The following is an 18,317-nucleotide window of genomic DNA, read 5'->3' as shown; positions in this document are numbered from 1 at the left end:
CCTGTACCGTCCGCACCGGCAGCTGCGCCGCTGCCCAGGGCGACGACGCAGGCATCCGCTGCTGCGGGAGAGTTGCAGGCCGTGCCGCTCTATCGCCAGGACGAACTGCTCAACTGGATAGAGCAGGGGCGCCATCTGGCCCGGGTGAAGCAGGACAGGTGCCAGCTCACCCAGGATATCGAGGCGCGGGCCTCGGTGATGAAGATCCCTGCCTATCAGTTCCTCTGGGGGGACATGCTGGCGTGGGGGGTTTGCACCAAGCCGGATGCCCAGATCGGAGTGCAGTACATGTGGGAGGCCGCCAACCAGGGGCTGGCGCCGGCGCTGGAACAGCTTGGCCGCTATTACTGGAAGGGGATCCTGGTTCAGAAGGATCTGGTGCGGGCCGAGACCCTGATGCGGGAAGCCGCGAGCCTCGGCTTCTTACGGGCACAGATGGAGTGGGTGGAGATGTTGCTGCAGGGCATGGGGAGTCCACTGGATTACGAGGAGGCGTATCACTGGCTGCACGGCGCCGTCATCGGCGACAAGGCCATGCACCAGAAGGCGGCGAGCCTGCTCAGCCGGCTCGGCAACCGGATGCCCGCCAATGCCATCGCTCGTGCCAAGGCGATGCACTGAGTCCTGATAGTCCGCTTTGATATGACAAGGCCCACGAAGCTGTGCTTGTGGGCCTTGTGCATTCTCCCGGTCAGGGGAGGGATTAGAGGCCCTGATGGGGGCCGAAGACCTCGTAGTGCATCCGCCCTGCAGGCACGCCCACATTCTCCAACTGAGCTTTGACTGCCTTCATGAACGGGACAGGGCCGCAGAAATAGTAGTGGGCGTCGGCCGGAATGAGGTCGGTGACCTGCTCCAGTGCCAGAGTGCCGCTGAAGTCGTAATCCTCTCCTTTGACATCCTGCTCCCCCGGCTCCCGATACCAGATCCGGCTCTCCAGTTTCCCGTGTTGCCTGCTCTTTGCCCGGATCTCGTCCCTGAACGCGTGGTGAGCGCCGTGTTCGCAGGCGTGAAGCCAGCGAATATCCACATCCGGGCCCTCGGCCAGCAAGTGGTTGAGCATGCTCAGCATGGGGGTGAGGCCGACCCCGGCGGAGATCAGCACCACAGGCGTGTTTGTCTCCTCTTGCAGGAAGAAGTCGCCGGCCGGCGGCATGATGTCGACCGTGTCACCGATGTGAAGATGATCATGCAACAGGTTGGAGGCCTGACCCCTGGGTTCGCGCTTGACGCTGATGCGGTAGTCGCGGCCATTGGGGGCGTCCGAGAGGGAATACTGGCGGATCTCCTGATGCTCGAGGGCGGGATGAACCAGCTTGATACTGAGATATTGCCCCGGTTTGAAACGCAACACGGGGTTGCCATCGAGGGGGGCCAGGACGAAAGAGGTGATGAGTTCACTCTCTTGACGCTTCTCCTTGATGATGAAAGGGCGGGTTCCCTGCCAACCACCGTCCTGGCTTGCCTTCTCCCGATAGAGCTCGCTCTCCCGGCCGATAAAGATGTCGGCCAGCACACCGTAAGCCTTGCCCCAGGCGGTAAGGACCTCCTCCGTGACAGCGTTGCCACCCATTTCTTTGAGCGTGGCCAAGAGATGACTACCCACAATGTGATATTGTTCCGGCTGGATCAGGAAACCCGTATGTTTGTGGGCGATGCGTTCAACGGCTCCGGCCAGGGCCCCCAGATTGTCAATGTTCCTGGCATAGGCCGCCACCGCACTGAACAGTGCCAAGGGCTGTCCCCCGCTACGCTGGTGAGCCAGGTTGAAGACATCCTTCAACTCGGGATTGTGGCTGAACATGCGCTGATAAAAGTGCCGTGTGAGGTCAGGGCCCGCCGATTCGAGCAAAGGAATGGTGCTCTTGATGACGGCGATGGTGGCTTGGTCTAACATAGGAGGTCCTTTCTAATTGAACATCTGGAATGTCACTTATTAAGTTGCATCCTAAATGTTTAATTGATCTGGATCAATCATCAATTCTTCGCGCTAGGCGCTACAGGCACTATGAGACTAACGAGCTATACCGATTTTGGATTGAGAGCCCTGCTCTATCTGGCCACCCTGCCGGAGGGGGAACTGTCGAGCGTGGCCAAGGTATCCGCCTTGTACGACGTATCCCGCAACCACATGGTGAAGGTGGTGAACCAGTTGGTAAAACTGGGCTATCTGCAGTCACAACGCGGCAAGAATGGTGGCATCCGCATGGCGCGCTCCCCCGACGAGATCAATATCGGACAAGTGATCCGGGCGTTGGAAGGCAATCTGGACGGGATCGACTGCAGCTCCCCGGTCTGCCATATCGTCTCCGTCTGTCTGCTCAAGAGTGCCTTGAAGGAGGCGATGAACGCCTTCCTCGCGGTGATGGATGGTTATACGCTGCAGGATTTGCTGGCAAACCGTGACGAGTTGCAGCAGGTGTTCGGTGAGCTCATCCCCACTCTGGTGCTGGAGCCGGATGACGAGAGCGAGTGAAACAAAAAGGCTGCCATTGGCAGCCTTTTTTCAATCCTCGTACCCTGAATCGTCCCGGTACAGGTGCGGCATGATCCTCGCCATCTTCACCATGTTGTTCTCCACTTCGAGAATCTCGATAGGGTAGCCCGCCAGCCTGACACTGATGTTGGGTTGGGGGATCTCCTCAAGGTACTCCAGGATGGCGCCATTGAGGGTCCGTGGGCCGTCCATGGGCAGGTGCCAGTCCATCTCCTTGTTCAGCTCGCGGATGCTGGCGGAGCCTTCAACCAGGAAGGAGCCGTCCGGCTGGGGATGGATCTCGTCACTCGGGGTCGGTGTCATGGAGGTGGTGAAGTCACCGACAATCTCTTCCAGGATGTCGTCCAGGGTGATCAGCCCCTGAATATCGCCATATTCGTCGACGATAAGGCCAATTCGCTCCTTGTTGCGCTGGAACTTGGCCAACTGCACGTTGAGGGGGGTCCCCTGGGGGATGAAATAGATGGGGTCGACTTCCCGCAGCAGGCTGGACTTGCTGAACTGATCCCGGGCGACCAGTCTCAGGGCATCCCGTGAGTGCAGGAAGCCGACGACGTCATCGATGTTGTCGCGATAGAGCAGGATCTTGGTGTGGGCGCAGTGGGCCAGCTGGCGCAGTATGATCTTCCAGTCGTCATTGATGTCGATGGCGGAGATCTCGCTGCGCGGGACCATGATGTTCTCCACCGTCATCTTGTCGAGATCCAGGATGCTTATCAGCATCTCCTGGTGGTGCTTGGGAATGAGATTGCCCGCCTCGTTGACGATGGTGCGCAGCTCTTCGGAATTGAGGGAGTCATCCTTGTTGTGCTCTAGACGCAAGAGTTTCAGCAGCAGGTTCGTGATGCTGTTGATGAGCCAGACAAGGGGAGCGAACGGCACCATCAGCCCCTTGAGGATCCAGGAGGCAGGGTAGGCTATCCGCTCGGGGAACATGGCCGCCAGTGTCTTGGGGGTGACTTCCCCGAATACCAGCACCACCAGGGTCAGCCCGAAGGTGGCAATGGCGACGCCGAGATCCCCGAACAGCCGGATGCAGACGATGGTCGCGATGGCGGAGGCCAGGATGTTGACCAGATTGTTGCCGATGAGAATGAGGCCAAGCAGGCGATCCGGCCTGGCCAGCAGCTTCTCGACCCGGCGGGCAGCCTTGTGCTTGGTCTGGGCCAGATGCCGCAGCTTGTAGCGGTTGAGCGACATCAGACCGGTTTCGGAACTGGAGAAGAAGGCTGACAAAAGGATCAAGATAACGAGAACAATCAGCAATGTACTCGTTGAGATACTGTCCAAGAAGGGCTCCTGTAAGGATGGTTGGGGAATGTGCGTGCGTCAGCTAAGCAGCACTTCCTTGACGAAGCGGCTGCCAAAATAGGCCAGTGTCAGGATGAAGCTGCCGATGAGGCTCAGCATGATGACCTTGCGGCCGCGCCAGCCACGGGTATGGTGGCCCCAGAGCAGCAGAGCGTAGACGCACCAGGCCAGGATAGAGAGGATGGCCTTGTGGGACTTGCCCTGGGCAAACATGTCTTCCAGGAAGAACAGGCCGGATGCGATGGAGAGAGTCAGCAGCAGCAGACCTGCGGAAATGAGCTGAAACAGGCGCTTCTCCACCGTCATCAGGGGTGGCATGGCTGGCAAGTGGCTGATTTTTCTGGATTTTAGTTGCCTGTCCAGGCAGGCAAGCTGGAGGGCAAACAAGCAGGCGATCATCAGTACCGAATAGGCCATCAGCGCGAGGCCTATGTGCAGCAGTAACTGGGGGTGCGCTTCCAGATGGGTGATGTAGCGCCCGGGAATGAGCGCGCTGGCTGCCAGCAGCAGGGCTGAAAAACTGTAGACGACGGGCAGCAGGATCCAGCCGTTGAAGCGTCGGGTGACGCAGGTCATGAAGCAACTGATGATAAGGCTGACCAGGGACGCCACGTTCAACATGCTGAGATTCTGGCCGGAATGGGTGGCCAGCACTTCGCTGCCCACCGCCATGCCATGGGCGGTCAGGGCCAGGCCGACACAGGCGAACAGCGATACTTGCCCGACGGGCTTGGCGCTGAGCAGCAGGTGCAGTGAGGCGATGATGGCCAGCAGGTAAAACGCCAGGGCCAGAACAGAGATCACGATCATAACCAGGTCGTTGTCAAACAAGCTTTATGGATAAGAGGGGCAGTATACCTTGCACAAGATATGCTCGCCAGTTGTGCCAGAGGCTAACTGCCCACATATAAGTAGGCGTTGATGGTCACCGTGCGGCGAATAATCGTCCTCCGGCGTTGACTGGGGTATACTGCCCTCCATTTGTTGACCTGCCCGTTCGATGGCAGGCCGCCGCGGCAAGCGGCGAGTAATCGTCCCTAGAGTGCTGACCGGGGTATAATGCCCCCAGTGTCACGCCAAGAACCGGAAAGCGTCATGTTTGAGAATTTGACTGAACGACTCTCGCGCACCCTGCGCAACGTCAGCGGCCGCGGCCGTCTGACCGAAGAGAATATCAAGGATACCCTGCGCGAAGTCCGCATGGCGTTGCTCGAGGCGGACGTCGCCCTGCCGGTGGTGCGCGATTTCGTGGCGCGCGTCAAGGAACGAGCCGTGGGCCAGGAAGTGGCCAAGTCCCTGAGCCCGGGCCAGGCCTTCATCAAGATAGTCCATGGCGAACTGGTCACCGTGATGGGGGAGGCCAACGAACAGCTCAACCTGGCTGCCCAGCCGCCGGCCATCATCCTGATGGCAGGTCTTCAGGGGGCCGGTAAGACCACTACGGTCGGCAAACTGGCCAAACTGCTCAAGGAGCGCAGCAAGAAAAAGGTGCTGGTGGTCAGTGCGGACGTCTACCGTCCGGCGGCGATCAAGCAGCTTGAGACCCTTGCGGGCGACATCGGTGTCGACTTCTTCCCGAGTGATGCCAGCCAGAAACCGATCGCCATTGCCACTGCCGCCATCGATCAGGCGCGCAAGAAGTTCTATGACGTGGTGATCGTCGATACTGCCGGTCGTCTGCACGTCGATGGCGAAATGATGGCGGAGATCCAGGATCTGCACGCCACCATCAAGCCGGTCGAAACCCTGTTCGTGGTGGATGCCATGACAGGCCAGGATGCTGCCAATACCGCCAAGGCCTTCAACGAAGCGCTGCCGCTCACCGGTGTGATCCTTACCAAGGCAGACGGTGATGCCCGCGGTGGTGCCGCACTGTCGGTTCGCCATATCACCGGCAAGCCGGTCAAGTTCATCGGTATGGGCGAGAAGACCGACGCGCTGGAGCCGTTCCATCCGGATCGTCTCGCCTCCCGCATCCTCGGCATGGGGGATGTGCTCTCTCTCATCGAAGAGGTGGAGCGCAACGTCGACAAGGAGAAAGCCGCCAAGCTGGCCAGCAAGGTCAAGAGCGGCAAGGGCTTTGACCTGGAAGACTTCCGTGAGCAGCTGGCCCAGATGCGCAACATGGGTGGCATGATGGGGATGCTCGACAAGCTGCCTGGCATGTCCGGCCTGCCGGACAACATCAAGGATCAGATGGATGACAAGCTCACCGTGCGGATGGAGGCCATTATCAGCTCCATGACGCCGAAAGAGCGTGCTCATCCCGATCTCATCAAGGGCTCCCGCAAGCGCCGCATCGCGGCGGGCTCCGGCATGCAGGTCCAGGATGTGAACAAGCTGCTCAAGCAGTTCACCGAGATGCAGCGCATGATGAAGAAGATGTCCGGCAAGGGCGGCATGCGCAAGATGATGGGCCAGATGAAGAACATGCTGCCCCCCGGATTCGGTGGTGGCGGTCGCGGTCCGTTCTGATTTTCCTGCTGGTCAGGCAGAAAGGTTCACCCTGGTGAGCCTTTTTCATGCCAATCCCTGCGCAAAAAATAGCTGGCTTGGTTGCAATTATTACGAATCCAAGTAGAATTACGCGGCTTATTTTAAGCTAGGGTCTGCGTATTTGCAGGCCTTGTTCATTAGATGTTTATGAGGACGATATGGTAACCATTCGTTTACAACGTGGTGGCGCGAAAAAGCGTCCGTTCTACCAGGTAGTAGTTGCTGACAGCCGTAACGCCCGTGACGGTCGTTTCATCGAGCGCGTCGGTTTCTTCAACCCGGTTGCTGCTGGTAACGCTGAAAAGCTGAACCTGGACCTGGCTCGTATCGAGCATTGGGTTGCTACTGGTGCCGCTGTTTCTGACCGCGTTGCCAAGCTGATCAAAGACGCTGCCAAAGCTGCTTAATCAGCCAAACGGTAGGGAGTTAAGGTGGAAAAACCTGTAGTTCTGGGCACCCTGGGGACCGTTTACGGGATCAAGGGCTGGCTTAAAGTGAACTCCTTCACCGATGTTGCCGAAGCGATTTTCGATTACAACCCCTGGCTGATCAATCAGAACGGGGCGTGGCGTGAAATCCGGGTGTCATCCTGGAAGCGTCACAACAAGGGTCTGATCTGCAAACTCGATGGTATCGATGTGCGTGAGGATGCCCTGGCATTGACCAACGTCGAGATTGGCGTCCCCGCCGATCTGTTGCCTGCGTTGCCCGAAGGGGAGTTCTACTGGCGTGACCTCATTGGTTGCACCGTGGTAACCACCAAGGGATACGACCTGGGCAAGGTGACCGAATTGATGGAAACCGGCTCCAACGATGTGTTGGTGGTTGAGGCCAATGTAAAAGATGCCTTTGGTGCAAAGGAGCGGTTGATACCGTTCCTGGAAGAGCAGGTGATCAAGAATATTGATCTGACTGCTCGAACAATCGAAGTTGATTGGGATCCTGGTTTCTAGTTTCCCGCGCTAACACGGGTGCCGGAGGTTTCTTATGTGGATTGGGGTGATTAGCCTCTTCCCGGAAATGTTCCGAGCCATTACCGAGCACGGGGTAACGGGTCGGGCCGTCAAGAGTGGCCTGCTGCAGATTGAGTGCTGGAACCCTCGGGACTTCACCCACGACAAACACCGTACGGTCGATGATCGTCCTTATGGTGGTGGGCCCGGGATGTTGATGATGGTTCAGCCGCTGCGTGATGCCATTCATGCAGCCAAGCAAGCGGCGGGAGACGGGGCGAAAGTCATCTATCTCTCTCCTCAGGGACGCAAGCTGACTCAAGCGGGCGTGACCGAGTTGGCGACGAATCAGAAACTGATTCTGGTCGCCGGTCGATACGAAGGTATCGATGAGCGCGTGATACAAACCGAAGTCGACGAAGAGTGGTCTATCGGGGATTACGTGTTAAGTGGTGGCGAGTTGCCTGCCATGACCCTGATCGATGCGGTTTCGCGTCTGGTCCCGGGGGTCTTGGGTGATCAGGCCAGTGCCGAGCAGGACTCCTTCACGGATGGGCTGCTGGATCATCCCCACTATACTCGGCCGGAGGTGTTGGATGGGCTGACGGTGCCCGAGGCGCTGACAAGCGGCAATCACGAAGTGATTCGGCGCTGGCGACTCAAGCAATCGCTCGGACGAACCTGGCAGAGAAGGCCGGAACTTATTAACAACCTAGCTCTGACTGACGAGCAAGAATCACTTCTTGCCGAGTATGTCCGCGAAGTGCGTGACAGCGTTAAGTAGAGTTTTCAGTTTATCCTAGGTAAGGAAAGACAATGAGCAAGATTATTCAGCAGCTTGAACAAGAGCAACTGCGTACCGACATCCCGGCTTTTGCCCAGGGCGACACCGTACGTGTTCAAGTTCGTGTTAAAGAAGGTGGTAAAGAGCGTCTGCAGGCTTTCGAAGGCATCGTGATTGCCAAGCGTAACCGCGGTCTGCACTCTGCTTTCACCGTTCGCAAGATCTCCAACGGCGAAGGTGTTGAGCGTGTATTCCAGACTCACTCTCCGCTGATCCACAGTGTAGAACTGAAGCGTCGTGGTGATGTTCGCCGCGCCAAACTGTACTACCTGCGCAACCTGTCCGGCAAAGCTGCTCGTATCAAAGAGAAGCTCAACTAATTCGATTCGAATTGGTGTCGGTATGTCGGCGAAAAGCTCGACAGGTAGTGAAAAGGCTCGCCAATGGCGAGCCTTTTTTGTATCCGTGTGCGGGGTATTGGCTCAACCGGGCTGGCTGACCCGCACCACCGAGTTGTCACGCCCGAAGGGGCCAGGCACATAGTCGTCCGCCTCCCAGTCGTTGTCATAAAGGGTTTCACCATCGGGTTGCACTAGCTGATAGCAATACTCGAAATGGCTGGGGCCATCGGTCGGCAGGTTGAGTGTCGCCTTGAACTCCCCGTTTTTCATCCTCTTTAGTTCAATGGGCTGCCACTGGCTGAATTCACCCAGCAGCAAGACCTGCTCGGCATCACCGGCGGCCTCCTTTTCGACGGCAAAGGTCACCTTGACCTCGGGACGGGATTTGAGGAATTGCTTGTTGATCGGCATATGGACTCCTTGTCACTGGCTGCGAAGAAAGTAGCACTGGTTATTTTTATATCACTTTATGACAAGGATGTTGATAAACAGGATCAAAGGGGGAGGGCAAAATGGCGCTGCAGGAGTTGATGGGTGAACTCGATCTTGAGGTAGAAGCCCCGTGGTAGCGTCATGATGGGTTGGCCATTGCGGCCGATGGCGCGGGTCAGCGCCTTGCTGTTGGCCGCCTTGGGGCGCAGCTGCAATACCTGGCCGTGGCGGGCGCTGATCTGCTCCACTTCCCCCAGCACTATCATGTCCATCAGCTCTTCCCAGTCCTGGCGCAGCAGTATTTCTTCCTCTTCATTCGGGCTCCACAGCAGCGGCATGCCGACGCGACGGTCGCCGACAGGGATGTCGCGGCTGCCTTCCACCGGGATCCAGAGCACCCGAGACAGCTTGTTACGCACGTTCGACTCCTCCCAGCGCTGGCCGCTGACTCCGATGAGGGGGGCCACGCAGACAAAGGTGGTTTCCAGCGGGCGCCCTTGAGGATCGACGGGGATCGTCTTGAGCTCGATACCGAGATCCGGAAAATCCTGCTCGGGACGGCTACCTGCACTGGCCCCCAGCTGCCACTCGATCAACTGCCCTGTCCAACCCTTGTCACGTCTGAGATCCCGCGGTACGAGGATGCCCGCCGTTGCGGCAAGCTGGGCCAGAGTGAAGCCAGCCATGGCGTAGGCTCGACTGAGCAGCTCTTGTTCTGACTGGGGATTGGCGGGCATGAGGGCTCCTCTGGAGATAATAGACATCGCAATACGGATCCTTGCATGGTATCGCTGATTTTGTAACCGATCCTCGCCCGACTATACACAGGGAGACATGGATGGCAAAATTCAACATATCTAAATGATTTTAAAGGGTTTTACTTTATTTATCCAGTATATTGGCCCGCCGGATCCCCGCATAAACGAGTTGTCCAAGGGTTTGTGCGAGCTGTTGCACACAGTTATCCACAGAAATCTTGGATAACTGGCGTAAAGTGGTGAAAGGAAGCGTGGCACCAGAAATAAATGTGAGAGTACGCCGATTTTCAGCGCCATTTCGGTGCAGATAATGCGCCATATCTGTGGATAAATCCGTCTTGGTGGATCTTTGAGCAGTCGAACTTGTTCACAATTGACAGGCTGGATCCTCTTAGGCAAAAGACATGGATCTTGATCCAGCAATTAAACTATAACCTTATGTATTTAAATGTATATTTTGTTTTTAAGTGAATCGGGTATGATATGCTTCCGTGCAATGCCACAGTATAAAACTACTGTATATACCTGCTTGATCACAGGTTTATGCACAGTCTGGGTGGGCAACTTGCCTAGCATGAACCTTCAATTTGTTTATAACTTTGCTTGAAATGCCAAGTTATTCATGAATGGAAGATGACAGTCCCTGTTTGCCGCCACGGGGTGAATGTGGAACAATCTCGTTATAGATTCAGCCTTTATAAGGTGATCACGTGATAGATGGTGACGGATTTCGTCCCAATGTCGGCATCGTGATCTGTAACCGTGACGGACAAGTATTGTGGGCTAAGCGCTATGGGCAGCACTCCTGGCAGTTTCCGCAGGGGGGGGTTGATGATGGTGAATCGCCGGAACAGGCCATGTATCGTGAGCTGTATGAGGAGATAGGCCTCAAGCAGGACGATGTGACCATACTGGCGACCAGTCGCAACTGGCTGAAGTATCGCTTACCCAAACGACTCGTCCGCTGGGACAGTTCACCGGTCTGTATTGGCCAGAAGCAGAAATGGTTTTTGTTGCAGCTCGATCCTGGCAAAGAGGCCAGGATCCAGTTTGGCTGTCATGGTCACCCGGAATTTGATGATTGGCGTTGGGTCAGCTTCTGGTACCCGGTTCGTCAGGTCGTCTCCTTCAAGCGGGAGGTTTACCGCCGGGTGATGAAGGAGTTTGCCCCGCTGGCCATGCCAGTCCCCGTGGTGCAGGCTAACCGAAAAGATGGGCGGCGCAACCGCTCGCGTTAAGGAGCACAACTAGTTGCTGACGGAACTCAGACGCATCGTGGAAAGCATGGCCGAGGCCAACACCCTCGAACAGGCCTTGCAAGCATTGGTGAGCCAGACCCGGCTCGCCATGACGGTGGACTGCTGCTCCGTCTATGTGGCCGAGCCGGACATGCGCCGCTATCGACTGGCTGCGACCGATGGTCTGGCCGAATCGGCCGTGGGCAAGGCCACCCTGCCGTTCGAGCAGGGTATCGTCGGCCTGGTGGGTCAGCGTGAAGAGCTGATCAACCTGGCCGATGCCCCCTCTCACCCCAGTTTCAAGTTCCTGCCCGATGTGGCGGAAGAGGCGTTTCGCTCCTTCCTCGGCGCTCCCATCATGCATCAGCGTCAGGTGGTGGGGATTCTGGTCGTGCAGCAGAAGGAGAGCCGCCTCTTCGATGAGGGGGAGGAGTCCTTCATGGTCACCCTGGCGGCTCAGCTGGCTGCCCGCATCGCCCAGGCCCAGGCCAAGGGGTGGCTGCAGAAGACCGACTGGAGCAAGCCGCTGCGCGGTATTGCCGGGGCGAGTGGCATCGCCATCGCCAAGGCCTGGGTGTGGCGTCCGCGCAAGGCGCTCAATACCATCACGCCGCGCAAGGATGAAGATCATGCCAAGCAGCTTGCCCGTCTCGAGCTGGCGGTGGAGGAAGTGCGCCATGATCTGGAGAGCCTGGCACTGCGCTTTCGCGAGAGCTACAGCCAGGACTCGGTCGCCATCTTCGACATCTATCTGCACCTGCTTAACGATCCCGGCTACATCAAACCCATCCGCAACAAGGTCAGCAAGGAACACTGGACGGCGATCTCGGCGGTCAAACTCATCAGCGATCGGCTGATAGAGCAGTTCAAGGGGATGAAGGATCCCTATCTGCGGGAGCGCTCCACCGATGTGAAAGACATCGCCCAGCGGCTCATCAGCCGGCTGGTGCAGGACGAACCCGAGCAGCTTACCATCGGCGAACCCGTGGTGCTGGTCGCCGATGAAGTGACGGCCACCATCCTTGCGGAGATCCCGAGGGAATTTCTGAGCGGTGTGGTGTCGCTCAAGGGCGGGACCAACTCCCATGCCGCCATCCTGGCCCGTGCCATGGGGGTGGCGGCCATCATGGGGGTGGATCTGCCCCTCGGTGACATCGGCGGTCGCACTCTGGTCATCGATGGCTACAGCGGCGATCTCTTCATCGAACCCAACCAGGTGATCCTGACCGAGTACCGGCAACTGCTGAGTGAGGAGCGGGCACTCGACACCCTGGTGCGTAGCGTCGACAGCCAGCCCTCCGAGACTGCCGACGGCACCAAGGTCTCTCTGCTGCTCAACGCAGGGCTGAGTGCGGATACCGAGATCTCCCTCAATCATCTGGCGGACGGGGTCGGGCTCTATCGCACCGAGATCCCCTTCATGCTGCAGGACAGCTTCCCTTCGGAGTGGGAGCAGACTGCCCGCTATCGCGGGATCCTGGAAACCTATCGGGATCGCCCGGTTTGCATGCGGACTCTGGACGTGGGGGGGGACAAGCAACTGCCCTATTTCCCCATCGTGGAGGAAAATCCCTTCCTTGGTTGGCGGGGGATCCGGCTCACCCTGGATCACCCCGAACTCTTCCTGGTTCAGCTCAAGGCCATGTTGCGGGCCAGCGAAGGGCTGGACAATCTGGCCATCATGCTGCCGATGATCAGCAGCGTCAGTGAAATCAAGGCCTCCCGTCGTCTGCTGGATCAGGCGTGGCGCGAGGTGTCGGAAGAAGCGGCCAGCCGCGATGCGGTGATCCGCTACCCCAGTCTCGGGGTGATGATAGAAGTCCCCTCCGCGCTGTACATCCTGCCGGAGATGGCGCCGCTCATCGACTTCTGGTCGGTGGGCAGCAACGACCTGACCCAGTACCTGCTGGCGGTGGATCGCAACAATGCCCGTGTCGCCAGCATCTACGATGCCTTCCATCCCGCGGTGATCCGCGCTTTGCAACTGTTGGTCGATGCCTCCCGGCGCTATCACAAGCCGGTCTCTGTTTGTGGCGAGCTGGCTGGCGATCCGGTCGGAGTGCTGCTGCTGCTGGCCATGGGCTATCGTCGTTTCAGCATGAATACCCACAACATCTCCCGTATCAAATACGTGCTGCGGCAATCCGACCTTGGCGAGTTGAAGGCGCTGATGGCGGATGGTCTCAAGCATGACAATCCTCACGTGCTGCGGGGCCTGTTTGCCCGATATCTGGAAGAGCACGGTCTGGGCGGATTGCTGCGGGCTGGGCACAAGGTCAGGCTGCCCGATTGATATTCCACCTTGTTACTGCGTAAGAATGATCGGAGAATGCGGCTTTTCTTATGATTGGGGCCGCCTATGCAGCACGACGGATATTGGGTTTTCTCGCAGATTGATCCCGTAGCATTCAGTTTGGGACCATTATCGGTACGCTGGTATGGTCTCATGTACCTGTTCGGTTTTGCCTTCGCCATGTGGCTGGCAGGTCGCCGCGCCGATGCACCCAACAGCGGCTGGACCCGCAACGAGGTATCCGACCTGCTGTTCTACGGCTTCCTTGGGGTGATCCTGGGAGGGCGCATCGGTTACGTGCTGTTCTATAACTTCGATCTCTTCCTCGCAGACCCGACCTATCTGTTCAAGATATGGACCGGTGGCATGTCGTTCCACGGTGGCCTCATCGGGGTGATCACCGCCATGATCTGGTTTGCCCACAAAACCCAGCGCCACTTCTTCACCGTGGCGGATTTCGTGGCGCCGCTGATTCCGTTCGGCCTCGGCGTCGGCCGCATCGGCAACTTCATGAACGGCGAGCTGTGGGGTCGGGTGACCGATGTCCCCTGGGCCATCATCTTCCCCGAGGCGGGCCCCGAGCCGCGTCACCCGTCCCAGCTTTACCAGTTCGCGCTGGAAGGTGTGGTGCTCTTCATCATCCTGAACCTGTTCTGGCGCAAGCACCCACCCCGTGGCGCCATTTCCGGGATGTTCCTGCTGTTCTACGGTCTGTTCCGCTTCCTGGTGGAGTTTGTTCGTCAGCCTGACAGCCAGCTGGGTCTCTACTTCAACGAGATCAGCATGGGCCAGATCCTCTCTACCCCGATGATAGTGGCGGGTGCGCTCATGGTCTGGGCCGCCTACAAGCAGCCCCGTCTGTTCGGCAATGCACCCAAGGAGGCGAAGTAATGCGTGCCTATCTCGACCTGATGCAGAAAATTCTGGATGAAGGGACCGTCAAATCCGATCGCACCGGGACCGGGACCGTCTCCCTGTTCGGTCATCAGATGCGCTTCAACCTGGCCGAGGGATTCCCGCTGGTGACCACCAAGAAGTGCCACCTGCGCTCCATCATTTACGAGCTGCTCTGGTTCCTCAACGGCGATACCAACACCGCCTATCTGAAAGAGCACGGTGTCAGCATCTGGGACGAGTGGGCCGACGAGCACGGTGATCTGGGGCCTGTCTATGGTGCCCAGTGGCGCTCCTGGCCGGCGGCCGATGGGTCTGTCATCGACCAGATCCAGAAGGCGGTGGACGACATCAAGCACAACCCGGATTCCCGTCGCATCATCGTCTCCGCCTGGAACGTGGGCGAGCTGGACAAAATGGCGTTGGCACCCTGCCACGCCTTCTTCCAGTTCTATGTGGCGGATGGCAAGCTCTCCTGCCAGCTCTACCAGCGCAGTTGTGATGTCTTCCTTGGCCTGCCGTTCAACATTGCCAGCTATGCGTTGCTGACCCACATGATGGCGCAGCAGTGCGATCTGGAAGTGGGGGACTTTGTCTGGACCGGTGGCGATGTGCACCTCTATTCCAACCACATGGAGCAGACGGCACTGCAACTCACCCGCGAGCCGCGCCCTTTGCCGCAACTGGTGATCAAGCGCAAACCTGACTCCATCTTCGATTACAGATTCGAGGATTTCGAGATCCAGGGCTATGATCCCCATCCAGGGATCAAGGCGCCTGTCGCCATTTGAGTAGGTTATGAGTACGGGGCGAGCCCCGTCTCTCAGGTGACGATGAATCTACACTCAGCAATTAGAGGCACCTGCGGGTGCCTTTTTGCATTTTTGTGAATTAATATGCAATTTTCGGGCTGGGAGACGGCTCCTGAAAAGGGGAAAAAACCTGCCTATAGCAGGCAATATCCGTTTTGCTTTCGGTTTTTTCGTTGTTATCGGCCGTTAGAAACGATTTTTCATTGAGCTACTCGGGCCCTAGACTGAAAAAATGGAATCTTATGGGTAGTTAGATATGAGCGATGTATTCAAGCGTTTTCTCAAACTGGAGTCCGCTTCCGGGATCATTCTGATCCTGGCCGCCCTGCTTGCCATCGGCCTGGCCAATTCGGTGCTGGCGCAACACTATCAGAGCTTCCTCAATACCGAGGTGCAGGTTCGCATCGCGGCTCTCGACATCAACAAGCCGCTGCTGCTCTGGATCAATGATGGCTTCATGGCGATCTTCTTCCTGCTGGTGGGTCTCGAGGTGAAGCGAGAGATGCTGGAGGGAGCGCTTTCCTCCCGGGTGCAGGCAACCTTCCCGGCCATTGCTGCCGTGGGGGGTATGTTGGCACCGGCCCTCATCTATAGCTTCTTCAACTACGGAGACGAGGCTACCCGTGCTGGCTGGGCGATTCCGGCCGCCACCGACATCGCCTTCGCTCTCGGAGTCATGGCGCTGCTGGGCAAGCGGGTACCGACCAGCCTCAAGGTCTTCTTGCTGGCGCTGGCTATCATGGACGATCTGGGGGTCATCATCATCATTGCCCTCTTCTACACCCAGCAACTGTCGCTGACTGCGCTGGCGATAGGTGTGGTGGCCACCCTGACCTTGCTCTGGATGAATCGCCGTGGTGAGGACAGGATTGGACTCTATATGCTGGTCGGCCTGGTGCTCTGGGTTGCCGTGCTCAAGTCCGGTGTCCATGCGACCCTGGCGGGGGTCATCGTGGGCTTCATGATCCCCCTCAACGGCAAGCGTTACGCATCGCCACTCAAGCATCTGGAGCATGTGCTGCACCCCTGGAGTGCCTTCCTGATCCTGCCGCTGTTCGCTTTCGCCAACGCCGGGGTATCGCTGGAGGGGATCTACTTCTCGGCTCTGCTCAATCCGCTCCCCATGGGGATCATCCTGGGGCTCTTCGTCGGCAAGCCGCTCGGGATTTTCACCATCAGCTGGCTGGCTGTGAAATCAGGCATTGCCCAATTGCCGCAAGGAGTGAACTTCAGACAGATCTTTGCCGTCAGCATCCTGTGTGGCATCGGCTTCACCATGTCGATGTTTATCGCATCGCTGGCATTCGAGCATGGCGGACTGGACTACGGCAGCTACTCGCGCCTCGGGATCTTGGCAGGTTCCACACTCGCGGCCGTGATCGGTTACATCGCCCTGCGGCTATCGCTGCCCAATCGGGAGGCGAATCAAAGTACGGAGGGGTTATGAGAAAACTAGGATGGTTAGTCATGCTGGCGAGCCCTGCACTCTGGGCAGATAGCCTGGTTGATTGTCAGCGGGATGCCTCCTCGGCAAGTTGTTCTGCCTATCTCAACGGGGTGGTCGACAGCGCACTCATGCTGGGGGACTCACAGGTAAAAGCCCGGTTCGGAGAGACCTTCGCCGAACGGGCACTGAGCAGTCGTGCCGGCGAGCGAGTCAAGCTGTCCAACAAGCGCTACTGCACCGAGCGAATGCCGGATGCCGGTCGTCTCAAGGCCCATCTGCAGGCACAGTTCGACGCGAACAAGGTTGACTCGATCAGCGACATGTATGACATTCTGGCGGTTGAACTCAGCTGCTACCGGAGCCCGCCTGGCGCGGGAACCCCATCGGATGTCACACCTTAACTACAACCATCTCTACTATTTTTGGATGACTCAGAAGAAGGGCTCCGTCACGCAGGCGGCGGAAGCCCTCTTTTTGACCCCACAGACCGTGACCGGTCAGATCAAACTGCTTGAGCAGCGTCTTGGCGGCAAGTTGCTGATCAGAAAGGGGCGCTCCCTTGAGGCCACCGAGCTTGGCCAACTGGTGTTTCGCTATGCGGACAAGATGTTCAGCCTCTCCTACGAGATGCTGGATATCGTCAATTACCGCAAGGAGAGCCAGATCCTGTTCGACGTCGGCATCGCCGATGCACTCTCCAAGCGTCTTGCCAGCCGGGTGCTGCTCTCCGTGATCCCCAATGATGGTTCCATTCACCTGCGCTGCTTCGAGTCGACCCATGAACTTCTCCTGGAGCAGTTGAGCGAGCACAAGCTCGACATGATCCTCTCTGATTGCCCGGTGGACTCCAGCCAGCATGCCGGGTTGCTGTCCAAGCGTCTGGGGGGATGCGGCGTCAGTTTCTTCTGCAAGGCGCCTCTGCCCTCCCAGCCTTTCCCTGCCTGTCTGGAAGAGCGCAAGCTGCTCATCCCGGGCCGTCGCACCGCCATGGGCCGTCAACTGACCCAGTGGTTCGAGCAGCAGGGAATTTCCCCCAGCATTCTGGGAGAATTCGACGATGCGGCGCTGATGAAGGCGTTCGGCTTCTTCAACCAGGGCATCTTCATGGCTCCGACCATCTATCGGGAGGAGATCCTGGAGGGGGAGGAGGTGATGCTGCTGGGTGAAACCCAGGATCTGATGGAGGAGTATTACGTCATCTTTGCCGAGCGGATGATCCAACATCCTGCGGTCAAGCGGGTATGCGAAAGTGATTTCTCCTTCCTCTTTGCGGGGCAGGAGGATTTCACGGCCATTCAGCCGGCAAGCCTCTCGTTTTAAATCGAGGGTGACGGCGCTATGATGCCAGTCTTGGAAGAGGAGGGTGAGATGCGATTGGAAGAGATGGAAGCGAATGCCGGGCGTGCCGTCACCCTGCTCAAGGCATTGGCCAATGAGCGACGGCTGTTTATCTTGTGCCAGTTACTAGATAGGGAGCTGTCGGTCGGCGAGCTGAACGAGGTCTTGGGATTGAGCCAGTCAGCCATGTCGCAGCATCTGGCGGTGTTGCGCCGGGATGAGCTGGTGGCGACGAGGAAGGAAGCCCAGACGGTCTATTACTCCCTGCGCAGCCATGAGGTGCGCGAGATGATCGGATTGTTGCACAGACTGTACTGTAGCGACCCCAAATAAAAAACCGGCACTAGGCCGGTTTTTTCAGCTTTCATCAGCAGATGCTGATTAAGCCATGGCTTTGATCTGGGCAGACAGGCGGCTCTTGTGACGAGCAGCTTTGTTCTTGTGGATCAGGCCTTTGGTCGCCATACGATCCATGATCGGCTGAGCAACAGCGAAAGCGGCAGTGGCAGCAGCCTTGTCACCAGAGGCGATGGCAGCGATCACTTTCTTCAGGTAGGTACGGGTCATGGAACGACGGCTGGCGTTGTGCTGACGACGTTTCTCTGACTGAAGAGCACGCTTCTTAGCAGATTTGATGTTAGCCAAGGTAAAACTCCTAAAACT

Annotated in this window: 21 protein-coding genes; 15 read left to right on the top strand and 6 right to left on the bottom strand. The window is 57.9% G+C overall.

Annotation, left to right across the window (positions count from 1 at the left end; translation table 11 throughout):
* Window positions 1-30: 30 nt before the first annotated feature.
* Window positions 31-621, top strand: coding sequence for a tetratricopeptide repeat protein (locus AACR77_RS21950; protein WP_029313773.1), 591 nt, complete (start codon window positions 31-33; stop codon window positions 619-621).
* 82 nt (window positions 622-703) lie between these two features.
* Here the strand turns inward: AACR77_RS21950 and hmpA are convergent, their stop codons facing one another.
* The gene (hmpA, locus tag AACR77_RS21945) at window positions 704-1,897 is read right to left on the bottom strand and encodes an NO-inducible flavohemoprotein (protein ID WP_042878859.1); all 1,194 of its coding nucleotides are present in this window, start codon (window positions 1,895-1,897) and stop codon (window positions 704-706) included.
* Window positions 1,898-2,008: 111 nt separating this feature from the next.
* Between hmpA and AACR77_RS21940 the strand changes: the two genes are divergently transcribed.
* Window positions 2,009-2,476, top strand: a complete 468-nt coding sequence (locus AACR77_RS21940; RefSeq protein WP_039039978.1) for an Rrf2 family transcriptional regulator — start codon at window positions 2,009-2,011, stop codon at window positions 2,474-2,476.
* A 30-nt stretch (window positions 2,477-2,506) separates the two neighbouring features.
* Here the strand turns inward: AACR77_RS21940 and AACR77_RS21935 are convergent, their stop codons facing one another.
* Together AACR77_RS21935 and AACR77_RS21930 are read right to left on the bottom strand one after the other, a co-directional pair.
* On the bottom strand, window positions 2,507-3,787 hold the full coding sequence (locus AACR77_RS21935; RefSeq protein ID WP_010673081.1) for an HlyC/CorC family transporter: 1,281 nt from the start codon (window positions 3,785-3,787) through the stop codon (window positions 2,507-2,509).
* A 39-nt stretch (window positions 3,788-3,826) separates the two neighbouring features.
* Window positions 3,827-4,618, bottom strand: coding sequence for a cytochrome C assembly family protein (locus AACR77_RS21930; protein WP_039040017.1), 792 nt, complete (start codon window positions 4,616-4,618; stop codon window positions 3,827-3,829).
* Window positions 4,619-4,903: 285 nt separating this feature from the next.
* Here AACR77_RS21930 and ffh point away from each other — a divergent pair, with 285 nt between their 5' ends.
* The 5 genes from ffh to rplS all read left to right on the top strand — a co-directional run bounded on the left by ffh (window position 4,904) and on the right by rplS (window position 8,421).
* A complete protein-coding gene (ffh, locus tag AACR77_RS21925; protein WP_010673083.1) occupies window positions 4,904-6,283 on the top strand; it encodes a signal recognition particle protein in 1,380 nt (459 codons plus the stop codon).
* Between the two features lie 179 nt (window positions 6,284-6,462).
* The gene (rpsP, locus tag AACR77_RS21920; protein WP_010673084.1) at window positions 6,463-6,711 is read left to right on the top strand and encodes a 30S ribosomal protein S16; all 249 of its coding nucleotides are present in this window, start codon (window positions 6,463-6,465) and stop codon (window positions 6,709-6,711) included.
* A gap of 24 nt (window positions 6,712-6,735) precedes the next feature.
* A complete protein-coding gene (gene rimM, locus AACR77_RS21915; RefSeq protein ID WP_039039979.1) occupies window positions 6,736-7,257 on the top strand; it encodes a ribosome maturation factor RimM in 522 nt (173 codons plus the stop codon).
* 34 nt (window positions 7,258-7,291) lie between these two features.
* Window positions 7,292-8,041 carry a tRNA (guanosine(37)-N1)-methyltransferase TrmD gene (gene trmD, locus AACR77_RS21910; protein WP_010673086.1) on the top strand — a complete coding sequence of 250 codons (750 nt, stop codon included), beginning with the start codon at window positions 7,292-7,294 and terminating at the stop codon, window positions 8,039-8,041.
* Between the two features lie 32 nt (window positions 8,042-8,073).
* A complete protein-coding gene (gene rplS / locus AACR77_RS21905) occupies window positions 8,074-8,421 on the top strand; it encodes a 50S ribosomal protein L19 (RefSeq protein WP_005313505.1) in 348 nt (115 codons plus the stop codon).
* Between the two features lie 102 nt (window positions 8,422-8,523).
* Here the strand turns inward: rplS and AACR77_RS21900 are convergent, their stop codons facing one another.
* Entirely contained in the window at window positions 8,524-8,853 is a 330-nt protein-coding gene (locus AACR77_RS21900) for an isoamylase early set domain-containing protein (RefSeq protein ID WP_010673087.1), read from the bottom strand.
* A gap of 83 nt (window positions 8,854-8,936) precedes the next feature.
* Entirely contained in the window at window positions 8,937-9,611 is a 675-nt protein-coding gene (gene mutH, locus AACR77_RS21895; protein ID WP_042878856.1) for a DNA mismatch repair endonuclease MutH, read from the bottom strand.
* 731 nt (window positions 9,612-10,342) lie between these two features.
* On the opposite strand from mutH, the gene rppH reads away from it, so the two are divergent.
* The 8 genes from rppH (at window position 10,343) to AACR77_RS21855 (ending at window position 17,987) form a co-directional block, all read left to right on the top strand.
* The gene (rppH, locus tag AACR77_RS21890) at window positions 10,343-10,870 is read left to right on the top strand and encodes an RNA pyrophosphohydrolase (protein ID WP_041210952.1); all 528 of its coding nucleotides are present in this window, start codon (window positions 10,343-10,345) and stop codon (window positions 10,868-10,870) included.
* Between the two features lie 13 nt (window positions 10,871-10,883).
* Entirely contained in the window at window positions 10,884-13,163 is a 2,280-nt protein-coding gene (gene ptsP / locus AACR77_RS21885) for a phosphoenolpyruvate--protein phosphotransferase (protein WP_042878854.1), read from the top strand.
* 66 nt (window positions 13,164-13,229) lie between these two features.
* Window positions 13,230-14,054, top strand: a complete 825-nt coding sequence (gene lgt / locus AACR77_RS21880; protein WP_039039982.1) for a prolipoprotein diacylglyceryl transferase — start codon at window positions 13,230-13,232, stop codon at window positions 14,052-14,054.
* On the top strand, window positions 14,054-14,848 hold the full coding sequence (thyA, locus tag AACR77_RS21875; RefSeq protein ID WP_042878852.1) for a thymidylate synthase: 795 nt from the start codon (window positions 14,054-14,056) through the stop codon (window positions 14,846-14,848). Before lgt ends, thyA begins: the two co-directional genes overlap by 1 nt.
* A 277-nt stretch (window positions 14,849-15,125) precedes the next feature.
* Window positions 15,126-16,316: a Na+/H+ antiporter NhaA gene (gene nhaA, locus AACR77_RS21870; protein ID WP_042878850.1), complete on the top strand. Its 1,191-nt coding sequence runs from the start codon at window positions 15,126-15,128 to the stop codon at window positions 16,314-16,316.
* Window positions 16,317-16,336: 20 nt separating this feature from the next.
* The gene (locus tag AACR77_RS21865; RefSeq protein ID WP_193557382.1) at window positions 16,337-16,717 is read left to right on the top strand and encodes a hypothetical protein; all 381 of its coding nucleotides are present in this window, start codon (window positions 16,337-16,339) and stop codon (window positions 16,715-16,717) included.
* Complete coding sequence (nhaR, locus tag AACR77_RS21860) at window positions 16,704-17,636, top strand: transcriptional activator NhaR (protein WP_010673095.1); 933 nt, start codon at window positions 16,704-16,706, stop codon at window positions 17,634-17,636. The genes AACR77_RS21865 and nhaR overlap by 14 nt, the downstream gene beginning before the upstream one ends.
* A 48-nt stretch (window positions 17,637-17,684) precedes the next feature.
* Window positions 17,685-17,987: an ArsR/SmtB family transcription factor gene (locus AACR77_RS21855; RefSeq protein ID WP_042878863.1), complete on the top strand. Its 303-nt coding sequence runs from the start codon at window positions 17,685-17,687 to the stop codon at window positions 17,985-17,987.
* A gap of 48 nt (window positions 17,988-18,035) precedes the next feature.
* Here AACR77_RS21855 and rpsT read toward each other — a convergent pair whose 3' ends face one another.
* Window positions 18,036-18,299, bottom strand: coding sequence for a 30S ribosomal protein S20 (rpsT, locus tag AACR77_RS21850; RefSeq protein ID WP_005308808.1), 264 nt, complete (start codon window positions 18,297-18,299; stop codon window positions 18,036-18,038).
* Window positions 18,300-18,317: the final 18 nt, after the last annotated feature.

The sequence above is a fragment of the Aeromonas sp. ZOR0002 genome, from assembly GCF_963866995.1.
GTDB lineage: Bacteria > Pseudomonadota > Gammaproteobacteria > Enterobacterales > Aeromonadaceae > Aeromonas > Aeromonas caviae.
The sequence above is the reverse complement of the archived record's forward strand: the minus strand, read 5'-3'. Positions and strand labels throughout refer to the sequence as shown.

Coding starts and splice junctions, on each gene's coding strand:
- hmpA (WP_042878859.1), bottom strand. CDS start 1,897: ATGTTAGACCAAGCCACCATCGCCGTCATCAAGAGCACCATTCCTTTG.
- AACR77_RS21940 (WP_039039978.1), top strand. CDS start 2,009: ATGAGACTAACGAGCTATACCGATTTTGGATTGAGAGCCCTGCTCTAT.
- AACR77_RS21930 (WP_039040017.1), bottom strand. CDS start 4,618: ATGATCGTGATCTCTGTTCTGGCCCTGGCGTTTTACCTGCTGGCCATC.
- ffh (WP_010673083.1), top strand. CDS start 4,904: ATGTTTGAGAATTTGACTGAACGACTCTCGCGCACCCTGCGCAACGTC.
- rpsP (WP_010673084.1), top strand. CDS start 6,463: ATGGTAACCATTCGTTTACAACGTGGTGGCGCGAAAAAGCGTCCGTTC.
- trmD (WP_010673086.1), top strand. CDS start 7,292: ATGTGGATTGGGGTGATTAGCCTCTTCCCGGAAATGTTCCGAGCCATT.
- rplS (WP_005313505.1), top strand. CDS start 8,074: ATGAGCAAGATTATTCAGCAGCTTGAACAAGAGCAACTGCGTACCGAC.
- AACR77_RS21900 (WP_010673087.1), bottom strand. CDS start 8,853: ATGCCGATCAACAAGCAATTCCTCAAATCCCGTCCCGAGGTCAAGGTG.
- mutH (WP_042878856.1), bottom strand. CDS start 9,611: ATGCCCGCCAATCCCCAGTCAGAACAAGAGCTGCTCAGTCGAGCCTAC.
- lgt (WP_039039982.1), top strand. CDS start 13,230: ATGCAGCACGACGGATATTGGGTTTTCTCGCAGATTGATCCCGTAGCA.
- thyA (WP_042878852.1), top strand. CDS start 14,054: ATGCGTGCCTATCTCGACCTGATGCAGAAAATTCTGGATGAAGGGACC.
- nhaA (WP_042878850.1), top strand. CDS start 15,126: ATGAGCGATGTATTCAAGCGTTTTCTCAAACTGGAGTCCGCTTCCGGG.
- AACR77_RS21865 (WP_193557382.1), top strand. CDS start 16,337: ATGCTGGCGAGCCCTGCACTCTGGGCAGATAGCCTGGTTGATTGTCAG.
- nhaR (WP_010673095.1), top strand. CDS start 16,704: ATGTCACACCTTAACTACAACCATCTCTACTATTTTTGGATGACTCAG.
- AACR77_RS21855 (WP_042878863.1), top strand. CDS start 17,685: ATGCGATTGGAAGAGATGGAAGCGAATGCCGGGCGTGCCGTCACCCTG.